Genomic DNA, 20926 nt, shown 5'->3' with positions numbered 1-20926 from the left:
CGTCCGGAATTGCGTTAAAACAAAGAGATAGAGCATGATCGCAAAGAGCGGGAATGGCTTTTGGGGAGAGATCATGTTCGAGCAAGCCGACGCATGAACCGACCGGTGAAACTGCTGAGCGTTGGCGCGCTGACGCTGGATACCATCCTGCGCGTCGAAACCCTGCCCACGCATCAGGGCAAGTTCATCGCCTCGGACGGCATCCAGATCGCCTCGGGCATGGCGACAAGTGCTGCCTGCGCCGCCCGCCGTCTCGGCGCCGAGGTGTTCCTGTGGGCAAGTGCAGGTGACGATGCCGTCGGCGACCAATTGCTGGCCGGCATCGAGGCCGAGGGCGTCGATTGCGACTTTGTCCGCCGCGTCGAAGGCGCCCGCTCGGCGCTGGCCGCGATCCTGGTCGACGCTCATGGCGAGCGCATCATCGTGCCCTTCTACGACCCAAAGGCGCAGGCCGACCCCGAGGCGGTGCCTGTCGCCGATCTTTCCGGCTTCGATGCCGTGCTGGTCGATGTGCGCTGGCCGGGCGCCGCCGCTCTTGCCTTGACCGCCGCGCGCAGCGCCGGCCGTCCCGCCATCCTCGACGCCGACACGGCGCCGGTTGAGGTGCTGGAGCGCCTGCTGCCGCTGGCATCGCACATCGTCGCTTCGGAGACGGCGGCACGCATCGTCTGCGGCCATGCGCTGGACCCCGGAACCGCCTGTGCCGACCTCGCCAGCCGCACCGATGCCTTCGTGGCGGTGACCGGCGGCGCCGCGGGAAGCTGGTGGCATGACCGGTCCGCCGGATGCGTGCGCCACATCGCGGCGCCGAAGATCAAGGCGGTTGACACGCTTGCCGCCGGCGACGTCTTCCACGGCGCCTTTGCTGTCGGGTTGGCGGAAACCATGCCGATCGAGCAGGCGTTGCGCTTTGCCAGCGCGGCGGCCGCGCTCAAATGCCAGCGCTTCGGCGGCCGGCTGGGGGCGCCAAACAGGGACGAGGCAATGGCCATGGTCGCGGCGACCTGGCCCGTCTGAAACAGATTTAACTTTTCACCGGGTGCTCGACCGCCTGCCGGCCGAAATCCGGCACGTCGATATCCTGGCCGGCCTCGATGATCGAACGGCGAACGGCCCGGGTGCGGGTGAACAGGTCGAACAGCTTGTCGCCGTCGCCCCAGCGGATCGCCCGCTGCAGCGAGGCGAGGTCCTCCGAAAAGCGCGCCAGCATTTCCAGGATGGCATCCTTGTTGTGCAGGCATACGTCGCGCCACATGGTCGGGTCGGAGGCGGCCAGACGGGTGAAGTCGCGGAAACCGGAAGCCGAATATTTGATCACTTCCGACTTGGTCACCGATTCCAGATCGTCGGCCGTGCCGACGATGTTGTAGGCAATGATGTGCGGAAGATGCGAAACGATGGCCAGCGTCATGTCATGATGCTGCGGGTCCATCGTGTCGATGTTGGAGCCGCAGCGCCGCCAGAATTCCGACAGCTTTTCCAGCGCGGCCGGATCGGTTCCCGGCAGCGGCGTGAAGATGCACCAGCGGTTTTCGAACAGCTCGGCGAAACCCGCATCCGGGCCCGATTTCTCCGTACCTGCCAGCGGGTGCCCCGGAATAAAATGCACGCCTTCCGGCACATAGGGCTGCATTTGCGCAATGACGGAGGCCTTGGTCGAACCGACATCGGTGAGGATGGCGCCTTTTTTCAGCGCCGCTGCGATCTCTTGCGCCACCTCGCCCGACGATCCCACCGGCACCGAGACGATGATCAGTTCGGCGTCGCGGACCGCTTCCCTGGCGTCGGTGGTGTAGCTCTCGCCAAGACCGAGCTCCTTCGCCCGTGCCAGCGTGGTCGGGCTGCGCGTCGCGATGGCGACATGGCGGGCCAGGCCCTCGCGGCGGATGATGCGGGCCAGCGACGAGCCGATCAGGCCGATGCCGACCAGCGCGATCTTTTCAAACATCGGTGCTGTCATTGTTTCAGCTTTTCAGGAATGTCGTGAGGGCATCGATGACGCCGCGATTGGCTTCTTCGGTGCCGACGCTCATGCGAAGCGCATTGGGAAAGCCATAGCCGGTAACGCGCCGCAATATATAGCCGCGCTGGGTGAGGTAGTCGTCCGCCGCCTCAGCCGAATGCCTCTTGTCGTCGGGAAAGTGGATGAGGACGAAATTGCCGACGCTGGGCGTCACGCGCAGCCCAAGCTTCGTCAGCTCTTCATTCAGCCAGGTAAGCCAGGTCTCGTTGTGCAACGAACTGCGCTCGACATGGGCGCGGTCGCGGATGGCGGCAATGCCGGCCTCGATCGCTGTTGCGTTAACGTTGAAAGGGCCGCGGATGCGGTTGATGGCATCGACGATGTGCAGTGGGCCATACATCCAGCCGATGCGCGCGCCGCCAAGGCCAAGCTTGGAGAAGGTGCGGGTCATTACCACATTCTGTGCGCTGCCCGCCAGCTCGATGCCGGCCTCATAGTCATTGCGCCTGACATATTCGGCATAGGCCGCGTCGAGCACCAGAAGCACGTTGCCCGGGAGAGCGGAATGCAGGCGGCGGACCTCCTGGAACGGCAGATAGGTTCCGGTCGGATTGTTGGGATTGGCGAGGAAGATGATTTTGGTCCGCGGCGTCACCGCGGCCAGGATCGCGTCGACGTCGGCGCGTTCCTCGGTTTCCTTCACAGCAACCGGCTTGGCCCCCGCCGACTGAATGTAGATCTTGTAGACCATGAAGGCATGTTCGGTAAAAATCGCCTCATCGCCTGGCGCAAGATAGGTCTGCGCCAGCAGGCCCAAAATCTCGTCGGAACCGTTGGAGCAGATGATGTTCGCCGGGTTGAGGCCATGCACCTCGGCGATCGCCTCGCGCAGCCGGCGGGCGGTGCCGTCGGGATAGACATCGAGCTTGGCAGCCACTTCACGCGCGGCCTCGATCGCCTTCGGCGACGGGCCGAGCGGGTTCTCGTTCGACGACAATTTATGGACCTTGGCAACGCCGGCCGGGGCCGTGCTCTTGCCCGGCACATAGGCGTCGATGTCCATAATGCCCGCGCGGGGCGTCGGCCGTGCCTTGTCCGCTGTCTTGTCCATGTCGCAAATCCATCGAGAATGCCTCCGTCCGGAGGCCGCAGCGGAAATACAAGCCGTAGCCGCGAATGTCGAGAGGCGGGCAATAGCTGGCCGTTGACGCCGGGCCGCACGAGTTCTAGAAGAACGTAACAGTTCCGTGGTGATTTGGCCGGTCGGCTTGCAGCCACGTTAAACAACTCGCTAAAGGGCCGTTTGCGTGACGTAACCGGCTTTGCGATCGCATTGCCGGTTTTTTATTGCCTGACGGCGGGCAAGGAGAGTCACATGGCCGCGCTCCGCGCTACAAAAACCAACAACGAGGCAGACAACCCGTCGAGCCCTGTGTTGCGTTTTGGCCCTGACAAGCCGCTGAAGCTCGACGCCGGCACGCTTTTGTCGCCGTTCCAGATCGCCTACCAGACATATGGCGCCCTCAACGATGCCCGCACCAACGCCATCCTGGTCTGCCACGCGCTGACCGGCGACCAGCATGTCGCCAGCACCAATCCGGTGACCGGCAAACCCGGCTGGTGGGAAGTGCTGATCGGTCCCGGCAAGATCATCGACACCAACCGCTTCTTCGTCATTTGCTCCAACGTCATCGGCGGCTGCCTCGGCTCCACCGGTCCGGCCTCGACCAATCCCGCCACCGGCAAGCCCTACGGCCTCGACCTGCCAATCATCACCATCCGCGACATGGTGCGGGCGCAACTGATGCTGGTCGACCATTTCGGCATCGAAAAGCTGTTTTGCGTGCTCGGCGGCTCGATGGGCGGCATGCAGGTGCTGGAATGGGCGTCATGCTATTCCGAGCGCGTCTTCTCGGCCCTGCCGATCGCCACAGGCGCACGCCATTCCTCGCAGAACATCGCCTTCCACGAGGTCGGCCGCCAGGCTGTCATGGCTGATCCGGACTGGCATGGCGGCAAATATTTCGAGCACGGCAAGCGCCCGGAAAAGGGGCTCGCCGTGGCGCGCATGGCCGCCCACATCACCTATCTGTCGGAAGCCGCCCTGCATCGGAAATTCGGCCGCAATCTGCAGGACCGCGAAGCGCTGACCTTCGGTTTCGACGCAGATTTCCAGATCGAAAGCTATCTGCGCCACCAGGGCATGACATTCGTCGACCGCTTCGACGCCAACTCCTACCTCTACATGACCCGTTCGATGGATTATTTCGACCTCGCCGCCGACCATGGCGGCCGGTTGGCAGATGCCTTTGCCGGGACCAAGACCCGCTTCTGCCTGGTGTCCTTCACCTCGGACTGGCTGTTCCCGACCGAGGAGAGCCGCTCGATCGTGCATGCGCTCAACGCCGCCGGCGCCTCCGTCTCCTTCGTCGAGATCGACACCGACCGCGGCCATGATGCCTTCCTGCTCGATGAACCCGAACTGTTTGCCGCCATCAAGGGCTTCATCGGCTCGGCGGCCCGCGCAAGGGGGCTCGCCTCATGAGCGTCAATGGCAGCCAGCGCGTCGACCTCGAAGTCGTGGCCAACCTGATACCGCCGCAGTCGCGGGTGCTCGATGTCGGCTCCGGCGACGGCCTGCTGCTCGAACTCCTGCAGGAGACCAAGCAGGTCGACGGCCGCGGGCTGGAGCTGTCACAGCGAGGCGTCAATGAATGCGTTGCGCGCGGCCTCTCGGTCATCCAGGGCGATGCCGACACCGACCTCGAATTCTATCCGGACAAGGGTTTTGACTTCGTCGTCCTGTCACAGACGCTGCAGGCGACCCGCAACCCGAAGCTGGTGCTCGACGAGCTGCTACGAATCGGCAACCGCGCCATCGTCTCCTTCCCCAATTTCGGCCACTGGCGGGTGCGGCTGTCGCTGTTCGTCAAGGGCCGGATGCCGGTGACCGCGGACCTGCCCTATTCCTGGTACGACACGCCCAACATCCATTTCTGCACCATCCGCGACTTCGTCAATCTGGTCGAGGAACTCGGCGCCTCGGTCGAGAAAGCCACCGCGCTCGACGGCAACGGCCAGAAGATCGGCCTGTCGATGCCATGGTGGTTCTGGAATTTCTTCGGCCAGCAAGCGGTGTTCTTGCTGAAGCGGTAGTTTGCCCCTATTCCAGCACGTCCGTCGCCTTGTGCGGGTCTGAACGCCATCGGCGATGATCACATCGGCGTGGGAGTTGTCGGTGCGCAAGGCCAGAATCTCGCGATAGGCTGATGAATCGTACCAGCCCCACGCATGCGCCCTGTCCGGAAACTCGATGACGATCAGGTGCCCGGGCCATTCGTTTTCGACCACGTCCATGTCGCCGCCCTGGACAAGGAAGCGGCCGCCGAACGGCTCCAATGTGGCGTCGATCCTCTGCAGATACTCGACAATCTGCGGGCCCATTGTGACTTGACGCATATGGGCGACGGCGTAGGCGGCCATGGCTGAACTCCCTGTGAGATCGAAGCCCGACGACCGGCTTCGTTGGCGCAATCTGCAGACATGATGGCCATCGGTCGATTACGTCTGGGGTAATCGGCCGGCTTACCGGCGTCCTGGCTCAACAGTTTGTGATGACATTGCCGCTGGTTTTTTGTAGCGTCGAATCGAATGCCATCCCGGTGTAAGGCTTGGACGGCGACCATCAAAACCTCCGGCCTCCAGGCATTTGGGGGCACAATCGAAGCAACATGTCCAAGGCAACCGACCTCGCTCCGCTGATCTCGGTGATCACACCGACGCACAATCGCCGCAGCAAGGTGGTGCGCGCCGTGGAGAGCGTGCTGGCGCAGAATTTTCCCCGGTTCGAACACATTGTCGTCGATGACGGCTCGACCGACGGTACGGCAGCCGCACTTGCCGAAATCCGCGATCCACGGCTGATCTATGTTGGCTCGAAATGGCGCGGCGCCAATGCCGCCCGCAATGCCGGCATCGAGCGGGCGCAGGCGCCGGTGGTGACATTCCTCGATTCCGACGACGTCTATTTGCCGGATCGCCTGGCGCGGACGCTGGAGCAGTTCGACAAAAATCCCTCGCTCGAAGTGCTGATCAGTTCCTTCGTGTCGCTGAAGGGCAATCGCCGCACCAACTGCGTCAACCGCGAGGCGCTGCTGAGCCGCGACTCGCTGGAGCGGGCCCTTGTCGCGCAGACCATCTTCATTGCCGGGACGGCAATCACCGCCCGGCGCGAGTCGCTGCTGGCCATCGGCGGCTACGACAGTGACGTCACGCGCATGCAGGATCGCGAATTGTTGCTGCGCTTTGCCCGTCGCAGCGGCGCGCAGCTGTCCGAAGTGATCGACTGGAAAAAGTACAACTCGGAGAATTCGATCTCCGGTCGCCGGGACGGCTATGTCGAAGCCTATGCGAGCTTGATCGACAAGCACCCCTATATCGCCGACCGCTACCCCTACATTCCGCCTTACATGATCGCCCGGCAGCTCATCGCCGATGCACTCAAGGGCAGGGTTTCGCAGGCGTTCTCCGGCTATATGGCCAACCGGTCGTCGAAGGCGCTTGGCTATTCGCTGCCGCAGCTGTTGCGTGGCTATGTCGGCGGCCGGCGCTGGCGCCGCGATCTCTATGCCGAATTTCGCGACAAATACGGTGCACGGCCGGCCTGAAGTTTGCCGACAAGCCGCGCAGCGGCTTTCCCCTCCGAACTGCCTCAAACCTCATTTGTCGAGTTCCGGCAGATATGGGTCGGAATATAGCCGCCGGTCGCGTTCGCCCTGTAGGCAGTCCATGGGTGCAGCGGCATCGATCGGGACCATGGTCGCATCGGCGATGCCGCTCACCTCCAGGATCAGCTTGCGGCGTATGGCGGTGGCGAATTCCGAGGCCGCATAGATCGGCAACACGAAGGAGCCGGGCCCACCGGTGACGCAGTCGTCATAATACTGGTCGAGATGGCTGAAGGTCAGCGACGGGCTGATCAGGATCGGCAGGCCGTTGATGACGATGCCCTTGGCCACCGCCGCATCGCGTGTCGTGGCGACGGGCAGCCCGGTGTTGTTGGGACCGTCGCCGGAAATGTCGATGACGCTGCGTGGCGCATCGAACCCCGTGCCCTCGAACAGCCCGGCGCCGAAGGCAAGCGCACCGGAAATCGAGGTGCCGCGAAAGCTGCGGAACGGCCGCGCTTCTATTCTGTCGGCGAAGGCGTTGGCGCTCTCTGCGCTGTCGATCACCTGCCAGGCGATGACGCCATCCTCGCGCACGACGCCCGCCCATTCGAAATAGGCAAGCGCGATGCGCCCGGTGGTTCCCGAGCGCACGGCCTTGATGAAATCGGGATGCCTGAGCGCCTCGACATAGCCAGCGCGCTGCAGCGCGAACTCCCTCTCGTCCATCGACTGTGAGATGTCGACGGCCAGCACCAGTTCGACATCCACGGCAACGGCCGGGGCAGCCACGGGCGTGGTGCAGGCAAGGCAGGCAAGCAGGCTGAGCGCATCGAGCATGGCCGCACCACGGATGTTTCGACCCGTGAATCTTCGCCGCGATCGCGGCGAAATAAAGCCCCTTCTACTTCTTTCGCCGCACGGCCGCTTTCGGCGGCGGGTCGATGGCGCCGGTCCTGACTCGAGCGGGTTTCAGTGGCGCAGCACCCGTATCCTTCACGATGTTCAATGCGCGTGGAAAGAAATGACCATTGTGCAGTCCGCGCCCGATGTTGAGGATCGCGGTTTCCGGCAGGCGTTTCTCCAGCATGGACAGCACCCTTCGCAGCGAAGGACCATCGAACGCGTCCATCGCTTCGTCGATGATCACCCATTTCGGCTGCCGCAAGGCCAGCCTAGCGAAGGCCAGCGACCGCTGTTCGTCATCGTTGAGTTCACGCTCCCAGCGTGCGGAACGGTCGAGCGAGGATGACAGCCGCTCGAGGCCGACCTCGGCCAGCACCGCCCCAAAATCAGCATCGCCAGCCGGCGCCGAGCCATTCGGATGCAGCACTTCGCGTAACGTGCCGGCAGGAAAATACGGAACACGCGGCACGAAAATCGGCGTTTCTCCGGCCGGCAAGCCGATCCGCCCGCTGCCCCAGGGCCAAAGGCCGGCAATGGCGCGGAAGAACAATGTCTTGCCGGCGCCTGGGTCGCCGGTGATCATGACGCGCTCACCGGGATGGATCTCGACATGGCTGTCTGAAAGTTTGGTGCAGCCCTCCGGCGAGGCCACTTGGAGCTTCTCGAAGGTCAGGCTGCCATTGGCGTTATCGCCGAATTCGATGCGCTTTTCCTTGTCGTGCAGCACATCGGTTTCATCGAGCGCAATGCGGAAGTCGGCAACGCGCATCAGCGTGGCGCGCCAGTCGGCGATGCCGCCGATATTGTTGATGAACCAGCGCAGCGACGAGTGCACCTGGTTGAAGGCGCCGACCGCCATCATCAACCCGCCAAAGCTGATATCGCCTGAAAAATAGACCGGCGATGCCACAAGGATCGGCGCCACCACGGTGATCCAGCCATAGGTATCGGTCACCCAGGAAAGGTTGATCTGCGCTTTGTAGATGTTTCGCATCGCGCCCAGCACCGTGCCAAGGTCGATTTCGAGCCGTCTCTTGGCATCGGCTTCGCCGTGATAGAGCGCGATGGCGTCGACATTCTCGTTGACGCGCACCATCCCGGAACGCAGCTCGGCCTCGCGGGTGTAGCGGTCGCTGTTGAGGCGGATCAGCGGCCGCCCGACCAGCCAGCTCAGCCAGGAGGCGATGCCGGCATAGAGGAACGCGGCCCAGACCATGTAGCCCGGTATCGCCAGCGACCAGCCGTTGATGTGGAAGACGAAGCCCGACGAGAGTTGCCAAAGCACGCCGACGAACGACACCAGCAGGATGAAGGATTGCAGCAGGCCGACGCCGAGGTCCGTCGACAGATCGGACAGATGCGCGGCATCCTGCTGCATGCGCTGGTCGGGATTGACGCCGATGGCGCCGGCATTGGCGAGCCGGAAGGCCCGCGCCGGCCGCATCCATTGGTCGATCAGGTCGAGCGTCAGCGCCTCGCGCAGCTTCAGCCGGATCATCTGGTTGAGCCAGGTCTGAGCGATGTTGAGCAGGAGCAGCGTGCCGGCAATCACGGCAAAGATCATCAGCTGATGCAGGAAGGCCGCCATGTCGCGACGCGCCAGCGCATCGTAGAAAGGCTGGTTCCAGCGGTTGAGCAGAACCTGGCCGATCGACGTGGCGACGATGACCGCCATAATGCCGACCGACGTCCAGACCAGCCACTTGCGCACCGGTGAGCCTACCAGCGCCCGTTTGATCGTCGCCACCTGATCGCGCAGGCTGCTGGCTTCGACGGTTGCCGGCTGAGCGGTGGCGGACTTGTCCGGTTGATCAGCCATGCACGAGGTCCTTGCGTTCAGAAGCGTTGCTGAACCAGATGGAGAGACTTGAAGGCATCCGCCGCTCAAACGGACCGCGAATGCATCTGCGACAGATAGGTGGGAAAAACCCACGCAACACCAGTTTTCATGATGATCACGAAGGTGTCACCTGACGCGTCGTCGATGTCACCCCTTCCGCCCGGCGGCCAAGCCGCGTCGCACCGTGCGGTGACAGTACCGGCACGAAGACACGGCGCGAGGCGCGCTGCGCGACCGGCACGCCCTGATAGAGCCGCTTCTGCGCCTCGACCACGATGACGCCGGAAAAGATCGGCCAGAACCGCCGGCCGGCGCGCTCCAGCACATTGTGGAACCGCATCATGAAGCGCCGCGGCGATGGCGGGAAGAACAGCGCGTCGGACCAGGAAGCCGGTGTGAAATTCGCCTCGCGCAGCAATTCTGTCAGCTGGCCGCGCGAGAACGGCCGGCCATTGCCGAACGGCGTGTGCTCGAACCGCGCCCAGACACCGCGCCGGTTGGGCACGACGATGACGACGCGCCCTGCCGGCGACAGCACCCGCCAGATCTCGTTCAGCGTCTCGCGCGGGTTTTCGACATGTTCGAGCGAATGCACGAGCAGCATGCGGTCGATGCAGGAATCGACCAGCGGCAATTCCTCGTCGAAGACCAGCGCCGTAGCCGTCGGCCCGTTCGCCGGCCAGACGACGGCGCCTTGCGTAGCAGGCATGAAGGCAAACACCCGCTCGGCATCGGTGCCGAACCGCTCCAGCCACGGCAAGGTATAGCCGAGCCCGACCAGCCGCTCATTGGGCACTGTTGCCCATATTGAGGACAGCGCCATGGTGATCGAGCGTTCAGCCAGGCGGCCGAGCGTGGTCGAATAGAAGGAGCGGAGATCGACGATATCGGAATGCATGCGCGGGACGGTAGCTGCGATGCCGCCCAAGTTCAACAAAGCCGGCACGTTCTGCAAAGCTAGATGACATCAGCGGCCAAGCGCCCTATGTCTGCGCCAACAGATGGAGAGATGCCAATGCCCGTCGAAATCGAACAGTTCATGTGCCGCAGCGACAATTTCGGCGTGCTGGTGCATGACCCGAAAAGCGGCGAGACCGCCATTATCGACGCACCCGAAGAAGCGCCGATCATTGCCGCTATCGAGCGTACCGGCTGGAAGCCGACAATGATCCTGACCACCCACCACCATGTCGACCATGTCGAGGCCAATCTGGCGCTGAAGGAGCGCTTCAAGCTGCGCATCGTCGGACCGGAGGCGGAAAAGGAAAAGATCCCCGGCATCGACGAGACCGTCGGGCAAGGCTCGGTCGTCCATCTCGGCGGTGAGCGGATCGATGTCATCGCCACGCCCGGCCACACTGCGGGCCATGTCTCCTATCATTTTCCGGCCTCGAAAGTGGCGTTCACCGCCGACACTTTGTTCGCGCTCGGCTGCGGCCGGCTGTTCGAATGCAAGCCGCCGGTGATGTATGAGTCGCTGAAGAAGCTCGCCGCACTCCCGGCCGACACGGTCATCTATTGCGGCCATGAGTATACGCTTTCGAACGCCCGCTTTGCGTTGACCGTCGACCCGACCAATTCGGCGCTGAAAGAACGCGCCGCCAAGATCGAGACCCTGCGCGCCGACAACAAGGCGACGCTGCCGACCACGATCGGCGAGGAATTGTCGACCAATCCGTTCCTGCGCTGGCACGACCCGGCGATCCGCAAGCATCTCGGTATGGAGGCGGCCTCCGACGCCGAAGTGTTCGCGGAAATCCGCAAGCGCAAGGACAATTTCTGAGCATCATTCCGGGATCAGCCATGACCAGCGCCGCTGAAATCATCGCCACGCTCGGCCTCAAGCCACATCCGGAAGGCGGCTGGTATGCCGAGACCTTTCGCGACGGCGCCGGGCGCGGCCATTCGACGGCGATCTATTTCCTCCTTGAACAGGACCAGATTTCGGCCTGGCACCGGGTCAAGGACGCGGCCGAGGTCTGGCACTTCCATGCCGGAGCGCCGCTGGCGCTGTCGATGTGCGAGGAAGGTAGTCCAATGCTTAACCAGGTGATCGAGCAGGTGCTCGGCATTGAGCTTGCGGCGGGCGAGCGGCCGCAGATCGTCGTGCCGGCCGGCTGGTGGCAATCGGCGCGCAGCCTCGGCGAATGGACGTTGGTCGGCTGCACCGTGGCGCCGGGCTTCGACTTCGCCGCGTTTGAAATGGCCGAGCCGGGCTGGCAGCCTTAGGCCAGAAGAAAACCAAGAGTTATGCAGAGCTGGGCGGCATAGTAGAGCACCCAGACCGCATAACGGATGCCGGCGCGATAGGGTGCTATTGCCGGAACCAGGAATTTCTCCGTGGCAAGCAGCCCGTCCGATGCCATGAACATAACAGCGCCGCCGATGACCCACGGATTGGCGAGCGTCAACGCCGAGATGCCCATCGCCAGAATGGCCGCGATATAGATGGCGATCGGCACCCGCAGGCCGGGACTGACACGGCGCCAGAGCGCCGCCAGCATGACGACTGCGAAGGCCGCCATGGCAAGCGCGATGGCGCCGCGCCATGTCTCGGTGCTGAGCACATCCAGCCCGCCGCCGCCGAGCAGGAAGAGCGGCACATAGAGGACATGCGCCGCAAGGAAGCTGGCCAGCCCGCCGAGGAAGGCCTTTTCGCCGTCACGCGACAGGAAGGCATCGCCGACGGCGCTGAGCGCCAGCGCAGAGACGAGCAACAGCGGCCCACCTTGCATGAAGGCCAGCGCCGCAAGCATGGCCACGGCCAGCGTCTTTGCCGCCGAGTGGGCCAGCGTCGGCCGCATGTCCAGGGTGAAGGCGTAGATCACCGCCGCCACCAGCGAAAAAATCAATGTTGCATTTGCGTTGGCGTCGATGCCGCCGGCAAACGGCATCGTCATGCGCTTGCCCCGCCAGTTGCCGCCTTGCGCAGGAACAACGATTTCGCCGCCAGCGCCGCGCCGCCGGTGATCAGTACGCAGGCCGCCAGGATACGCAGCGACGGCTCGGCAACGCCCGCCGCGATCAGCACCAATGTCGACAGCAGTGGCGCCGCATAGCTTGCCGCGCCGAGCACCTGGATGTTGCCTCGTTTGACGCCGATATCCCAGGCGTAGAAGGCGGCACCCACCGGCATCAACCCCAAACCAACCACCGCCAGCCACTGGCCGGGGCCATCGGGCAGCACCGTCTTTTCCAGCAGAAGATGGCAGATGAGGGACAGGGCTGCCGTGGCGGCGCAGAACCAGGTGACGATTGAGGTCGGCACCGCCGGAAAGCGCCGCGACAGCAGCGAATAGGACGACCACAGCAGCGCACAGACGGCCGCCATCGCATAGCCGAAGGTGTAGCGAGCATCGAAGGCGAGGCCGCCACCCTTGGTGACGATCAGCACGGTCCCGGCGAGCCCGAGCAGCGCGCCGACGACATGGTTCCAGGCCAGCTTCTCGCCCGGCATCAGCGCTGATCCCAGCACGATCAGCAGCGGCCACAGATAGGCGATCAGGCTTGCCTCCACCGCCGGCGCGTTGCGCAGCGCGGTGAAATAGAAGAAATGGTAGCCGAACAGTCCGGCAATGCCGATCACCCAGACCTGGCGTGGGATCTTCAGGCTTTTATCGGTCGCCGGCATGAACAGCCGGGCAACCAGCCCGACCGCGGTGCCGATGGTGAAGGTGATGGCCGAGAGCAAGAATGGCGGCACGGCGCCCGACGCATCGGTGAGCAACGCCAGCAGCGCCCACATGGCGACCGCCGAGAAACCGATCAGTGTTGCGCGCCCCATGCCCGTCTCCGGCGACTCGCCCCATTTCTATTCGGGTGGGCGCGTCTATTCAGTAGCTTCGAACCGCCCCGCGCTGACAGTCAAGGTGCCGATCTGCGTCCCGACCGTGGCGTGGATCGGCGCATATATGCCGGTTTGGCCGAGCGGTGCAAACGTCACCATCATCTGGCTCTTCTTCTTCAGGTAATTCAGCGCCTTGCGGCCCTTGCGGTAGCCTGCCACCGGCTCGAAGCTCATCTTGCAGGTAACGGTGTCGCCCTTGTAGCCCTTGACCGAGATCGATCCTTTCGAGGCGTAGGTCAGCGTCAGGTCGGCGCGCATCTCGCCGTCATAGAATTTCACCTTGCGCCCGCAGACCTGGTCGAGGCTGTCGGCATGGATAACGGTAGCCGCCATGGGATCGAGCACAGATGCCAGATCGTTGCTGCCCAGCGGTATCCAGTTTTTGGGATTGCGCTTTTTCGGTTCGGGAATGACCTGGGTGGCGGTCACCGCGCCATTGGCAAAGCGGATATCGACCATGGAAGCCTTCTTACCGGACTTATAATCGGCGCGAAATACCTGCGGCTGCATCTGCTTGCCCAGAATCTTGCCCTTTGACGAGATCGTGCCGCTCGTGTCGTCGAACAAGGTGGCGAGACCCGCGCTGGAGACGGTGCCGTCTATGGAATAGCTATCGCCTTCGTAGTGGCTGGAAAATGTCGCCTTGGCCACGGAAAGGCCGAGGAACGACACCGTGTATTCGCCCTTGAAGGACTGTGCGGTGGCTGCGGGCGCGGCGGCAAGGGTTGATGTTGGCAAGGCGGCGACAAGTATGGCGACAACGGCATGTGACGGGCGAAGCATGGCGGGCTCGGTCCTTGATTTTTTTAACCGGAGGCGGGCGACTCCGGCTTGAGATGTCCCTGTCCGACCGCTTATAGGCTGAATTCCGGCCTTTATGTGAAACGCTCGTCACAGTCGTGGGCAAGCCGGAGCTTGACGCATTGGCGAAATGCAACTATGGAACGCCAACTTTTCCATAAGGCCGCCTGACTGAAACCGCGCGCCACCCGGCGCGGGCGAACAAGGTTTGGCAGGCTAGACAGAACTGAAGGTTAGAACCATGTCCCGCACCTGCGAACTCACTGCCAAGGCAGTCCAGACCGGCAACAATGTGAGCCACGCCAACAACAAGACCAAGCGCCGCTTCCTGCCGAACCTCGTCAATGTGACGCTGATTTCGGAAGCGCTGAACCAGAATGTGCGCCTGCGCATTTCGGCCAACGCGCTGCGTTCGGTCGAGCATCGCGGCGGCCTCGACGCCTTCCTGGCCAAGGCCGACGCCAAGGAATTGTCGCAGCGCGCGCGGCTGCTGAAGAAGCAGATCGCCAAGAAGCTGGCCGACCAGCCCGCCGCTTAACGATATCAAGGCGGGGGACGACCGCCCTGAGCATCGGAGCAATCCGATGCTCAAAACTTCTAAGGCAGCAGCATCGGAGCAATCCGATGCTCAAAACTTGCAAGGCAGCGCGATCCGGATTTCGGCTAGCGCCTGGCTGGTTCCATTACCCAGGATAAAAAAATGACTTCCTTCTCGCGATATCTGCCCTTTGTGGCCGCCATGGCGCTTGTCGTCGTGGTATCGAACATCCTCGTGCAGTTCCCGATGCAGGGTCAGGCCGGCGGTCTGTCGCTGGCCGACATCCTGACCTGGGGCGCCTTCACCTATCCCTTCTCCTTCCTGGTCACCGACCTTGCCAACCGCCGCTACGGCCCGACGGTGGCGCGCCGCATCGTCTTTGTCGGCTTCATGACCGCGGTGGTCTGCTCGATTCTCGTCCCGCCCTTCCTGTTTCGCCACGGCCTGATCGAGTTCGAGACATCAGCCGACCGGCTGGTGCGCATCGCCGCAGCTTCCGGCGCGGCCTTCCTTTGCGCGCAATTGCTCGACGTCACCGTGTTCAACCGGTTGCGCCGGCAGAGCTGGTGGCGCGCGCCGATCGTCGGCACGCTGGTCGGCTCGGTGTTCGACACCCTGGTGTTCTTCAGCATCGCCTTTTCGGCCGCCTTCGCTTTTGCCGGCCCGAACGACAGTTTTGCGCTGGAGACGGCGCCGCTGATGGGCGTGCTGCCGGTCGAGACCATGCGCTGGGTCTCCTGGGCGCTGGGCGACCTTTCGGTGAAGCTGATCATCGCTGTTGTGGCCCTGATCCCCTACCGGCTGCTCGCCGCCCACTGGAGCCAGCCGGCCGTGGCTGTCTAGGCCGTGATCCCTTGGGTCCAGCTCGGCTCGGCCAAAACGCCTGACGGCGGACAGGAACTGCGCCTTAAGCAGCGCGGCAGCGAATTCTCGATCATGCTCGGCACCAATGAGCTGATGAACAGCCGCCTCAGCGGCTCCGAAGAAGCGCTGGCCAAGCTCTCCTGTGAAAAGATCGGCGGCCGCGCCCAACCGAAAATCCTGATCGGCGGCCTCGGCATGGGTTTTACGCTGCGCGCTGCGCTTGCCCAATTGGGCGCCGACGCAGGCATCACCGTTGCCGAGCTTGTCCCCGCCGTCATCGCCTGGGCGCGCGGCCCCATGGAGGCGGTCTTCGCCGGCTGTCTCGACGATCCCCGTGTGACGGTTCGCGAAGCCGACGTCGGGCACATCATAAGATCCGACAAGGCAGCCTGGGACGCCATCCTGCTCGATGTCGACAATGGCCCCGAAGGCATCGTCTACAAGGGCAACGACGCCCTCTATGGCGCTGCCGGGCTCGGCGCGGCGCGTGCAGCGCTCAGGCCCGGGGGCGTGCTGGCTGTTTGGTCGCAAGGCCCCGATGCCGGCTTCACACTTAGGCTCAAGCAGGCGGGCTTTGTCGTGGACGAGGTGAAGACGCGCGCCAATGGCAAGCGCGGCGCGCGCCACGTCATCTGGATCGCCACCAAGCCTTAGGGCTCTCAATCCTGGTGCAGGATGAATTCCAGATAGAGGTTGCGCTGCAGGATCGAGTGGTTGTCGTCCGAGATCAGCGACACCATCAGCGCCCCGTCATCGCGGGTCCAGACGTCGAGTCCTTCCATATTGTCGATCTGGTAGCCCATGTCGGCTTCCATCAGCACCGGCCCGTCGGCAACCGCGCCCTTCTCGACGCTTTCGCCATAGATGCACCTTAGCCGCATCCTGACACCGCCGGCCATCGAGAAACTGCGCTCCAAAAGCAGCAGGTCGCCATCCGGCAGGAAGGCGCCGTCAGTGATGTCGAAATCACCGTTGCGCTTGACCGTGAAGACGCCCTTGTGCGGCCCTTCGATGATGGCGGCATAGATGTTGCCAGCCTTGTCCAAGCTCTTTTCCGAGACCACGACGAGGCCGCCCTCGTGCTGGCCGCTAGGATTGGTGTGGGTGACGGTCTCGAAACCGCGGTTCTGTCGCAGTTCGCGGGCTGGAATCAGAAAGTTCAGTTGCTTGAACGGCGCCGTCATGTTGCTGGGGTCGATCTTGAACTGGGCGACGCGGTGATCGCGCTCGAAGCCGACGGTGGCGATGCCGTCCTTGACTGCAAGGCCCTCGGCATCGACTTCCCATTTCCTGTCGATCGGCCGGCCCTTCTCATCGACCATCTGCTGCATGCGGAAATTCTGGATGCCGGACGGCCGCTTGTCGGCATCATGGGTGATCGAGCCGAAGAACCAGAAGCCCGTATCGGCGACGCCGATGAAATCGCTACCGGGTTTGACGAACCGAAATGCCGACAGCGCGCCGAAATCGCGCGTCGTCGAGTTCATCTCAAGACCGCCGACGAATTCCAGCGGCCCAAACTGCTTGTCGGCGCTGCCGATATGGAAGGTGGTGATCGGCCGCGCCGAGACTTCGACCGGCTCGACCGCGCTTGGGCCGGCGGCGATGGCCGGCGCAAACGCCATGCCGGACAAGGCAGTGACCGCGAAGAGCATCTGCCGAAACCCGCCGCGCAAAAAAATCATCCGGCGCGCCGGTAGCCGCCGCGGCGTGTATCGCGCACGTTTTCCTCGGCGAACAGCGAGGCCAGCTGCTCGGTCATGGCGCCGGCCAGTTCCTCGGCATCGACGATGGTGACGGCGCGCCTGTAATAGCGGGTGACGTCGTGGCCGATGCCGATGGCCAGAAGCTCGACCGGCGAGCGCGTCTCGATCAGCTCGATGACGGCGCGCAGGTGCCGCTCGAGATAGTTGCCAGGATTGACCGACAGCGTCGAATCGTCAACCGGCGCGCCGTCCGAGATCATCATCAGGATCTTGCGCTGTTCGGGCCGGGCGATCAGCCGGTTGTGCGCCCATAACAACGCCTCGCCGTCGATGTTTTCCTTGAGCAGGCCCTCGCGCATCATCAGGCCGAGATTGCGCCGGGCGCGACGCCACGGATGATCGGCGGATTTGTAGATGATGTGGCGCAGATCGTTGAGCCGGCCGGGGTTCGGCGGCTTGCCGTCCTTCAGCCACTTCTCGCGAGCCTGTCCGCCCTTCCACGCCCGCGTGGTGAAGCCGAGGATCTCGACCGAGACGCCGCAGCGCTCCAGCGTGCGCGCCAGAATGTCGGCACAGGTGGCGGCAACCGTGATCGGCCGACCGCGCATCGAGCCCGAATTGTCGAGCACCAGCGTCACCACCGTGTCGCGGAATTTGGTGTCGCGCTCCTGCTTGAACGACAACGGCTGCATCGGGTCGATGACGACACGAACCAGGCGTGCCGGATCGAGATAACCCTCTTCGAGGTCGAAATCCCAGGAACGGTTCTGCTGCGCCATCAGGCGGCGCTGCAGCCGGTTGGCGAGCCGTCCGACGACGCCGGAGAGATTGGCCAGTTGCTTGTCGAGGAAGGCGCGCAGCCGGTCGAGTTCTTCTTCCTCGCACAGCTCTTCCGCACCGACCGTCTCGTCGAAGGCGGTGGTGAAAACCTTGTAGTCGATCTCTTTCGGCAGGTTGGCGAAGGGGTTGTCGTTACGGCGCGCCTCGCCCGGCGTTTCGGCGTCTGCATCGTCATCGTCGGAAAGATCGTCGGCAGTGGCGTCGGAGGCCTCAGTCTCGGACGACTGTTCGTCGTCGGCCGAGGCCTCGGCATCCTCGGACTGCGACTGCTCGGAGCCGGAATCGTCTTCACCGCCCTCCTCGCTCTGCTCCTCGCCTTGCGGCTGGTTGTCGTCATTGTCCTCGGAGTCTTCGGTTTCCTGGTCGTCGCCGAGTTCCTCGGCCATCTCCATGGACGCAAGCATCTCGCGCACGACGCGGGCAAAGGCCTGCTGGTCGCCAAGCTTGGCCGACAGTCCGTCGAGATCGGCCTTGGCTTTTTCCTCGACCCAGGGCCGCCAGAGGTCGACCAGCCGTTCGCCGCTCTTCGGGATCGGCCGTCCGGTCAGCTTTTCGCGCACCATCAGCGCCAGCGCCTCCTCGATCGGCGCGTCGGCCTTGTCCTTGACGTCGACAAGGTTGGCCTTGGCGTATTTGTCCTCCAGCATCGAGCCGATATTGTCGGCGACGCCTTGCATGGCGCGGCTGCCGATCGCCTCGACGCGGGCCTGTTCCACGGCGTCATAGATCGAGCGCGCCAGCTTGCCTTCCGGCGCCAGTTTGGTGTGGATGCGCTGATCGTGGCAAGCGCGCTTCAGCGCCATGGAATCACCCAGGCCACGAGTAATCGCGATGTCTGTCTTGGACGCTTTCTTCGGCAGTTCGGGCAGTCGGGCGCGGCTGCCGGCGAGCGCCGGGCGGTCCTTGGCGAAACCGACTTCGAGCTCCTTGTCGCCGGCGATGGCGCGCATGCAGACGGTGACGGCACGCTTGAAGCTGTCGGCTTCAGACCCCGTCTTCGACTTGTTGCGCGTGTTGTCGCCCGGACCCGCCATCGAGGCTCTGCTCAGCCCAGCACCACGTTGGCGGCGCTCTCGGGCAGGTCCTCGCCGAAGGCGCGCTGGTAGAACTCGGCCACCACCGAACGCTCCAGCTCGTCGCACTTGTTGAGGAAGGTCAGCCGGAACGCCATGCCGATATTGCCGAAGATCTCGGCATTTTCGGCCCAGGTGATGACGGTACGCGGGCTCATCACGGTCGACAGATCGCCATTGATGAAGGCCGAGCGCGTCATGTCGGCGACCCGCACCATCTTGTTGACGATGTCCTTGCCCTTGCCGTCGCGATAGTGCTTGGCCTTGGCCAGCACTATGTTCACCTCATTGTCGTGCGGCAGGTAGTTCAGCGTGGTGACGATCGACCAGCGATCCATCTGCGCCTGGTTGATCTGCTGCGTGCCGTGATAGAGGCCGGTAGTGTCGCCGAGGCCGACCGTGTTGGCGGTCGAAAACAGCCGGAACGCCGGATGCGGGCGGATGACCCGGCTCTGGTCGAGCAGCGTCAGGCGGCCCGACGATTCCAGCACGCGCTGGATGACGAACATCACGTCCGGACGGCCTGCATCGTACTCGTCGAAGCAGAGCGCGACATTGTGCTGGTAGGCCCAGGGCAGGATGCCGTCGCGGAATTCGGTGATCTGCAGGCCATCCTTGACGACGATGGCGTCCTTGCCGACGAGGTCGATACGGCTGACGTGGCTGTCGAGGTTGACGCGCACGCAGGGCCAGTTAAGGCGGGCGGCGACCTGTTCGATATGGGTCGATTTGCCGGTGCCGTGATAGCCAGACACCATGACGCGGCGATTGTAGGCAAAGCCGGCAAGGATCGCCAGCGTCGTCGCCTTGTCGAACAGATAGTCCGGATCGATGTCCGGCACATGTTCCGAGGTCACCGAATAGGCCGGCACCACCATCTTGGACTCGAAGCCGAATTTGTCTTTCACCGACACCGTCGTGTCGGGCAAATTGGCGATGTCGCGATCGACCTTGTTCATCTCTATCCAAGTCTCCACGGGCGAAATGCCTGATTTCGCCGGCAATCGATTTTGTCCGGGGGCGGTCTTAGAGCCTTTTCCACCCTTATGAAAGTTGGAAAACGACACGAACCGTTAGGTTGCTCAGCACAAACCCGCCTGCTTGAGCACGCGATAGGCCTGCAGCACATCGCGGAACCGGTCTTCCGAACCTCTATCGCCGCCATTCGCATCCGGATGGTGGCGCTTCACAAGTTCCTTATAGCGCGCCTTGATGTCCTTGCCAGTCGCCTTTGTATCAAGGCCAAGCGTTTCCAGCGCCTTGGCCTCAAGCGGCTTGGCCTTGCGTTCGCGCGCCTCGCGCGGGTCCTTCGGCCCTTTGAACAGGTCGAAAGGATCGCGCATGCGGTTGTAATAGCCGGCGCGACCGGAACGCTGCTGGGCGAAATCGGGCGAGGAGCGCGTCGAGGCGCCGGCGACGCCCATCTTCCATGTCGGCCGGTGGCCGGTCATCGCTTCCTTCTGGAAGCGGGCTATCTCGGTGTCCGGCACGCCGGAGAAGTAGTTGAAACCCTTGTTGTATTCGCGCACATGATCGAAGCAGAACTGAAAATACTCGCCTTCCTTCATGCGTCCGACCGGCGCCCGGTGGGTACCGGCCTCCTTGCAGCCGTCCCACTGGCAGATCGGCGAGTGCGACTTCAGCTCCGCATCCTTGTCGGGACGGACCCGAATTTTCTCGAAATATTTGGGGTACGGTTTCATCTCACCCATTTATGGGCTGTTCGCACGTGCGAAACAAGAATTGACATTTTCGCGATCATCGCCCTAACCGCTGAATCGCGGCATAAAGCAGGGCGAAATGGCGATTTTTTGAGGCGGCCCGGCGGGATCGATCCCGATTTCCCGATCACGCCTTGCAGATATGGTGAAGGGAGATGGC

General features: G+C 63.3%; 21 protein-coding genes, 1 pseudogene and 1 riboswitch. Of the genes and pseudogenes, 9 read left to right on the top strand and 13 right to left on the bottom strand.

All coding sequences use genetic code 11. The annotated features are described in order from the left end of the window. Positions 1-93 precede the first annotated feature (93 nt). Positions 94-1017, top strand: a complete 924-nt coding sequence (locus NLY43_RS22125; protein WP_023711715.1) for a sugar kinase — start codon at positions 94-96, stop codon at positions 1015-1017. Between the two features lie 7 nt (positions 1018-1024). Here NLY43_RS22125 and NLY43_RS22120 read toward each other — a convergent pair whose 3' ends face one another. Together NLY43_RS22120 and hisC are read right to left on the bottom strand one after the other, a co-directional pair. Beyond that, positions 1025-1960 carry a prephenate/arogenate dehydrogenase family protein gene (locus NLY43_RS22120; RefSeq protein WP_023711714.1) on the bottom strand — a complete coding sequence of 312 codons (936 nt, stop codon included), beginning with the start codon at positions 1958-1960 and terminating at the stop codon, positions 1025-1027. A 4-nt stretch (positions 1961-1964) separates the two neighbouring features. Continuing rightward, on the bottom strand, positions 1965-3074 hold the full coding sequence (gene hisC / locus NLY43_RS22115) for a histidinol-phosphate transaminase (RefSeq protein WP_023704330.1): 1110 nt from the start codon (positions 3072-3074) through the stop codon (positions 1965-1967). A 126-nt stretch (positions 3075-3200) separates the two neighbouring features. Beyond that, positions 3201-3278, top strand: a riboswitch (SAM riboswitch). Positions 3279-3338: 60 nt separating this feature from the next. Between hisC and metX the strand changes: the two genes are divergently transcribed. After that, positions 3339-4508: a homoserine O-acetyltransferase MetX gene (gene metX, locus NLY43_RS22110; protein ID WP_023685352.1), complete on the top strand. Its 1170-nt coding sequence runs from the start codon at positions 3339-3341 to the stop codon at positions 4506-4508. Next, positions 4505-5119: a methionine biosynthesis protein MetW gene (metW, locus tag NLY43_RS22105; protein ID WP_023685353.1), complete on the top strand. Its 615-nt coding sequence runs from the start codon at positions 4505-4507 to the stop codon at positions 5117-5119. Before metX ends, metW begins: the two co-directional genes overlap by 4 nt. 7 nt (positions 5120-5126) lie before the next feature. Here the strand turns inward: metW and NLY43_RS22100 are convergent. Further along, positions 5127-5446 (bottom strand): annotated as a pseudogene (locus NLY43_RS22100) (DUF1330 domain-containing protein). A 248-nt stretch (positions 5447-5694) separates the two neighbouring features. Between NLY43_RS22100 and NLY43_RS22095 the strand changes: the two are divergent. Then, the gene (locus tag NLY43_RS22095; protein WP_023711712.1) at positions 5695-6630 is read left to right on the top strand and encodes a glycosyltransferase family 2 protein; all 936 of its coding nucleotides are present in this window, start codon (positions 5695-5697) and stop codon (positions 6628-6630) included. A gap of 51 nt (positions 6631-6681) precedes the next feature. On the opposite strand, the gene NLY43_RS22090 is transcribed toward NLY43_RS22095, so the two are convergent. The 3 genes from NLY43_RS22090 to NLY43_RS22080 form a co-directional block, all read right to left on the bottom strand. After that, positions 6682-7470, bottom strand: coding sequence for a DUF1194 domain-containing protein (locus NLY43_RS22090; protein WP_023711711.1), 789 nt, complete (start codon positions 7468-7470; stop codon positions 6682-6684). A gap of 64 nt (positions 7471-7534) precedes the next feature. Then, positions 7535-9355, bottom strand: a complete 1821-nt coding sequence (locus NLY43_RS22085; RefSeq protein WP_023711710.1) for an ABC transporter ATP-binding protein/permease — start codon at positions 9353-9355, stop codon at positions 7535-7537. Between the two features lie 136 nt (positions 9356-9491). Next, a complete protein-coding gene (locus NLY43_RS22080; protein ID WP_023670688.1) occupies positions 9492-10274 on the bottom strand; it encodes a class I SAM-dependent methyltransferase in 783 nt (260 codons plus the stop codon). 117 nt (positions 10275-10391) lie between these two features. On the opposite strand from NLY43_RS22080, the gene gloB reads away from it, so the two are divergent. Continuing rightward, positions 10392-11159, top strand: a complete 768-nt coding sequence (gloB, locus tag NLY43_RS22075; RefSeq protein ID WP_023706326.1) for a hydroxyacylglutathione hydrolase — start codon at positions 10392-10394, stop codon at positions 11157-11159. A 20-nt stretch (positions 11160-11179) separates the two neighbouring features. Beyond that, the gene (locus NLY43_RS22070; RefSeq protein ID WP_023706325.1) at positions 11180-11605 is read left to right on the top strand and encodes a cupin domain-containing protein; all 426 of its coding nucleotides are present in this window, start codon (positions 11180-11182) and stop codon (positions 11603-11605) included. Here NLY43_RS22070 and NLY43_RS22065 read toward each other — a convergent pair. Genes NLY43_RS22065 through NLY43_RS22055 form a run of 3 tightly spaced genes read right to left on the bottom strand, consistent with a single transcriptional unit; the run spans position 11602 to position 14006 of the window. Then, entirely contained in the window at positions 11602-12276 is a 675-nt protein-coding gene (locus NLY43_RS22065) for a lysoplasmalogenase family protein (protein WP_023711709.1), read from the bottom strand. The two genes, NLY43_RS22070 and NLY43_RS22065, sit on opposite strands and share 4 nt — an antisense overlap. Continuing rightward, a complete protein-coding gene (gene yddG / locus NLY43_RS22060) occupies positions 12273-13160 on the bottom strand; it encodes an aromatic amino acid exporter YddG (RefSeq protein WP_023670684.1) in 888 nt (295 codons plus the stop codon). The genes NLY43_RS22065 and yddG overlap by 4 nt, the downstream gene beginning before the upstream one ends. Positions 13161-13205: 45 nt before the next feature. Next, a complete protein-coding gene (locus NLY43_RS22055) occupies positions 13206-14006 on the bottom strand; it encodes a DUF3108 domain-containing protein (RefSeq protein WP_023711708.1) in 801 nt (266 codons plus the stop codon). Positions 14007-14265: 259 nt separating this feature from the next. Here NLY43_RS22055 and rpmB point away from each other — a divergent pair, with 259 nt between their 5' ends. The 3 genes from rpmB to NLY43_RS22040 all read left to right on the top strand — a co-directional run bounded on the left by rpmB (position 14266) and on the right by NLY43_RS22040 (position 16080). After that, positions 14266-14562: a 50S ribosomal protein L28 gene (rpmB, locus tag NLY43_RS22050; protein WP_023670682.1), complete on the top strand. Its 297-nt coding sequence runs from the start codon at positions 14266-14268 to the stop codon at positions 14560-14562. A 162-nt stretch (positions 14563-14724) separates the two neighbouring features. After that, positions 14725-15405 (top strand): queuosine precursor transporter, encoded by a 681-nt coding sequence (locus tag NLY43_RS22045; RefSeq protein ID WP_023711707.1) that lies wholly within the window; start codon positions 14725-14727, stop codon positions 15403-15405. A 3-nt stretch (positions 15406-15408) separates the two neighbouring features. Then, positions 15409-16080 (top strand): polyamine aminopropyltransferase, encoded by a 672-nt coding sequence (locus NLY43_RS22040; protein WP_023711706.1) that lies wholly within the window; start codon positions 15409-15411, stop codon positions 16078-16080. A gap of 5 nt (positions 16081-16085) precedes the next feature. Here NLY43_RS22040 and NLY43_RS22035 read toward each other — a convergent pair whose 3' ends face one another. The 4 genes from NLY43_RS22035 to NLY43_RS22020 all read right to left on the bottom strand — a co-directional run bounded on the left by NLY43_RS22035 (position 16086) and on the right by NLY43_RS22020 (position 20757). Next, a complete protein-coding gene (locus NLY43_RS22035) occupies positions 16086-17111 on the bottom strand; it encodes an esterase-like activity of phytase family protein (protein WP_023711705.1) in 1026 nt (341 codons plus the stop codon). Further along, on the bottom strand, positions 17108-19006 hold the full coding sequence (gene cobT, locus NLY43_RS22030) for a cobaltochelatase subunit CobT (RefSeq protein WP_023706318.1): 1899 nt from the start codon (positions 19004-19006) through the stop codon (positions 17108-17110). Before cobT ends, NLY43_RS22035 begins: the two co-directional genes overlap by 4 nt. 11 nt (positions 19007-19017) lie before the next feature. After that, positions 19018-20004, bottom strand: a complete 987-nt coding sequence (gene cobS, locus NLY43_RS22025; protein WP_023670677.1) for a cobaltochelatase subunit CobS — start codon at positions 20002-20004, stop codon at positions 19018-19020. A gap of 123 nt (positions 20005-20127) precedes the next feature. Then, the gene (locus tag NLY43_RS22020; protein ID WP_032887126.1) at positions 20128-20757 is read right to left on the bottom strand and encodes a J domain-containing protein; all 630 of its coding nucleotides are present in this window, start codon (positions 20755-20757) and stop codon (positions 20128-20130) included. Between the last annotated feature and the right edge of the window lie 169 nt (positions 20758-20926).

It is taken from the genome of Mesorhizobium sp. C416B (genome assembly GCF_030323165.1).
Taxonomy (GTDB): domain Bacteria; phylum Pseudomonadota; class Alphaproteobacteria; order Rhizobiales; family Rhizobiaceae; genus Mesorhizobium.
This window is presented reverse-complemented; position numbering and strand designations above follow the sequence as displayed.

Excerpts from the sequence above, each read along its gene's own strand:
- hisC (WP_023704330.1), bottom strand. The coding sequence starts at position 3,074 with ATGGACAAGACAGCGGACAAGGCACGGCCGACGCCCCGCGCGGGCATT.
- rpmB (WP_023670682.1), top strand. The coding sequence starts at position 14,266 with ATGTCCCGCACCTGCGAACTCACTGCCAAGGCAGTCCAGACCGGCAAC.
- NLY43_RS22120 (WP_023711714.1), bottom strand. The coding sequence starts at position 1,960 with ATGACAGCACCGATGTTTGAAAAGATCGCGCTGGTCGGCATCGGCCTG.
- NLY43_RS22090 (WP_023711711.1), bottom strand. The coding sequence starts at position 7,470 with ATGCTCGATGCGCTCAGCCTGCTTGCCTGCCTTGCCTGCACCACGCCC.
- NLY43_RS22080 (WP_023670688.1), bottom strand. The coding sequence starts at position 10,274 with ATGCATTCCGATATCGTCGATCTCCGCTCCTTCTATTCGACCACGCTC.
- NLY43_RS22125 (WP_023711715.1), top strand. The coding sequence starts at position 94 with ATGAACCGACCGGTGAAACTGCTGAGCGTTGGCGCGCTGACGCTGGAT.
- NLY43_RS22070 (WP_023706325.1), top strand. The coding sequence starts at position 11,180 with ATGACCAGCGCCGCTGAAATCATCGCCACGCTCGGCCTCAAGCCACAT.
- cobT (WP_023706318.1), bottom strand. The coding sequence starts at position 19,006 with ATGGCGGGTCCGGGCGACAACACGCGCAACAAGTCGAAGACGGGGTCT.
- NLY43_RS22095 (WP_023711712.1), top strand. The coding sequence starts at position 5,695 with ATGTCCAAGGCAACCGACCTCGCTCCGCTGATCTCGGTGATCACACCG.
- NLY43_RS22065 (WP_023711709.1), bottom strand. The coding sequence starts at position 12,276 with ATGACGATGCCGTTTGCCGGCGGCATCGACGCCAACGCAAATGCAACA.
- metX (WP_023685352.1), top strand. The coding sequence starts at position 3,339 with ATGGCCGCGCTCCGCGCTACAAAAACCAACAACGAGGCAGACAACCCG.
- metW (WP_023685353.1), top strand. The coding sequence starts at position 4,505 with ATGAGCGTCAATGGCAGCCAGCGCGTCGACCTCGAAGTCGTGGCCAAC.
- NLY43_RS22035 (WP_023711705.1), bottom strand. The coding sequence starts at position 17,111 with ATGATTTTTTTGCGCGGCGGGTTTCGGCAGATGCTCTTCGCGGTCACT.
- NLY43_RS22020 (WP_032887126.1), bottom strand. The coding sequence starts at position 20,757 with ATGGGTGAGATGAAACCGTACCCCAAATATTTCGAGAAAATTCGGGTC.
- NLY43_RS22055 (WP_023711708.1), bottom strand. The coding sequence starts at position 14,006 with ATGCTTCGCCCGTCACATGCCGTTGTCGCCATACTTGTCGCCGCCTTG.
- NLY43_RS22045 (WP_023711707.1), top strand. The coding sequence starts at position 14,725 with ATGACTTCCTTCTCGCGATATCTGCCCTTTGTGGCCGCCATGGCGCTT.
- gloB (WP_023706326.1), top strand. The coding sequence starts at position 10,392 with ATGCCCGTCGAAATCGAACAGTTCATGTGCCGCAGCGACAATTTCGGC.
- NLY43_RS22085 (WP_023711710.1), bottom strand. The coding sequence starts at position 9,355 with ATGGCTGATCAACCGGACAAGTCCGCCACCGCTCAGCCGGCAACCGTC.
- cobS (WP_023670677.1), bottom strand. The coding sequence starts at position 20,004 with ATGAACAAGGTCGATCGCGACATCGCCAATTTGCCCGACACGACGGTG.
- yddG (WP_023670684.1), bottom strand. The coding sequence starts at position 13,160 with ATGGGGCGCGCAACACTGATCGGTTTCTCGGCGGTCGCCATGTGGGCG.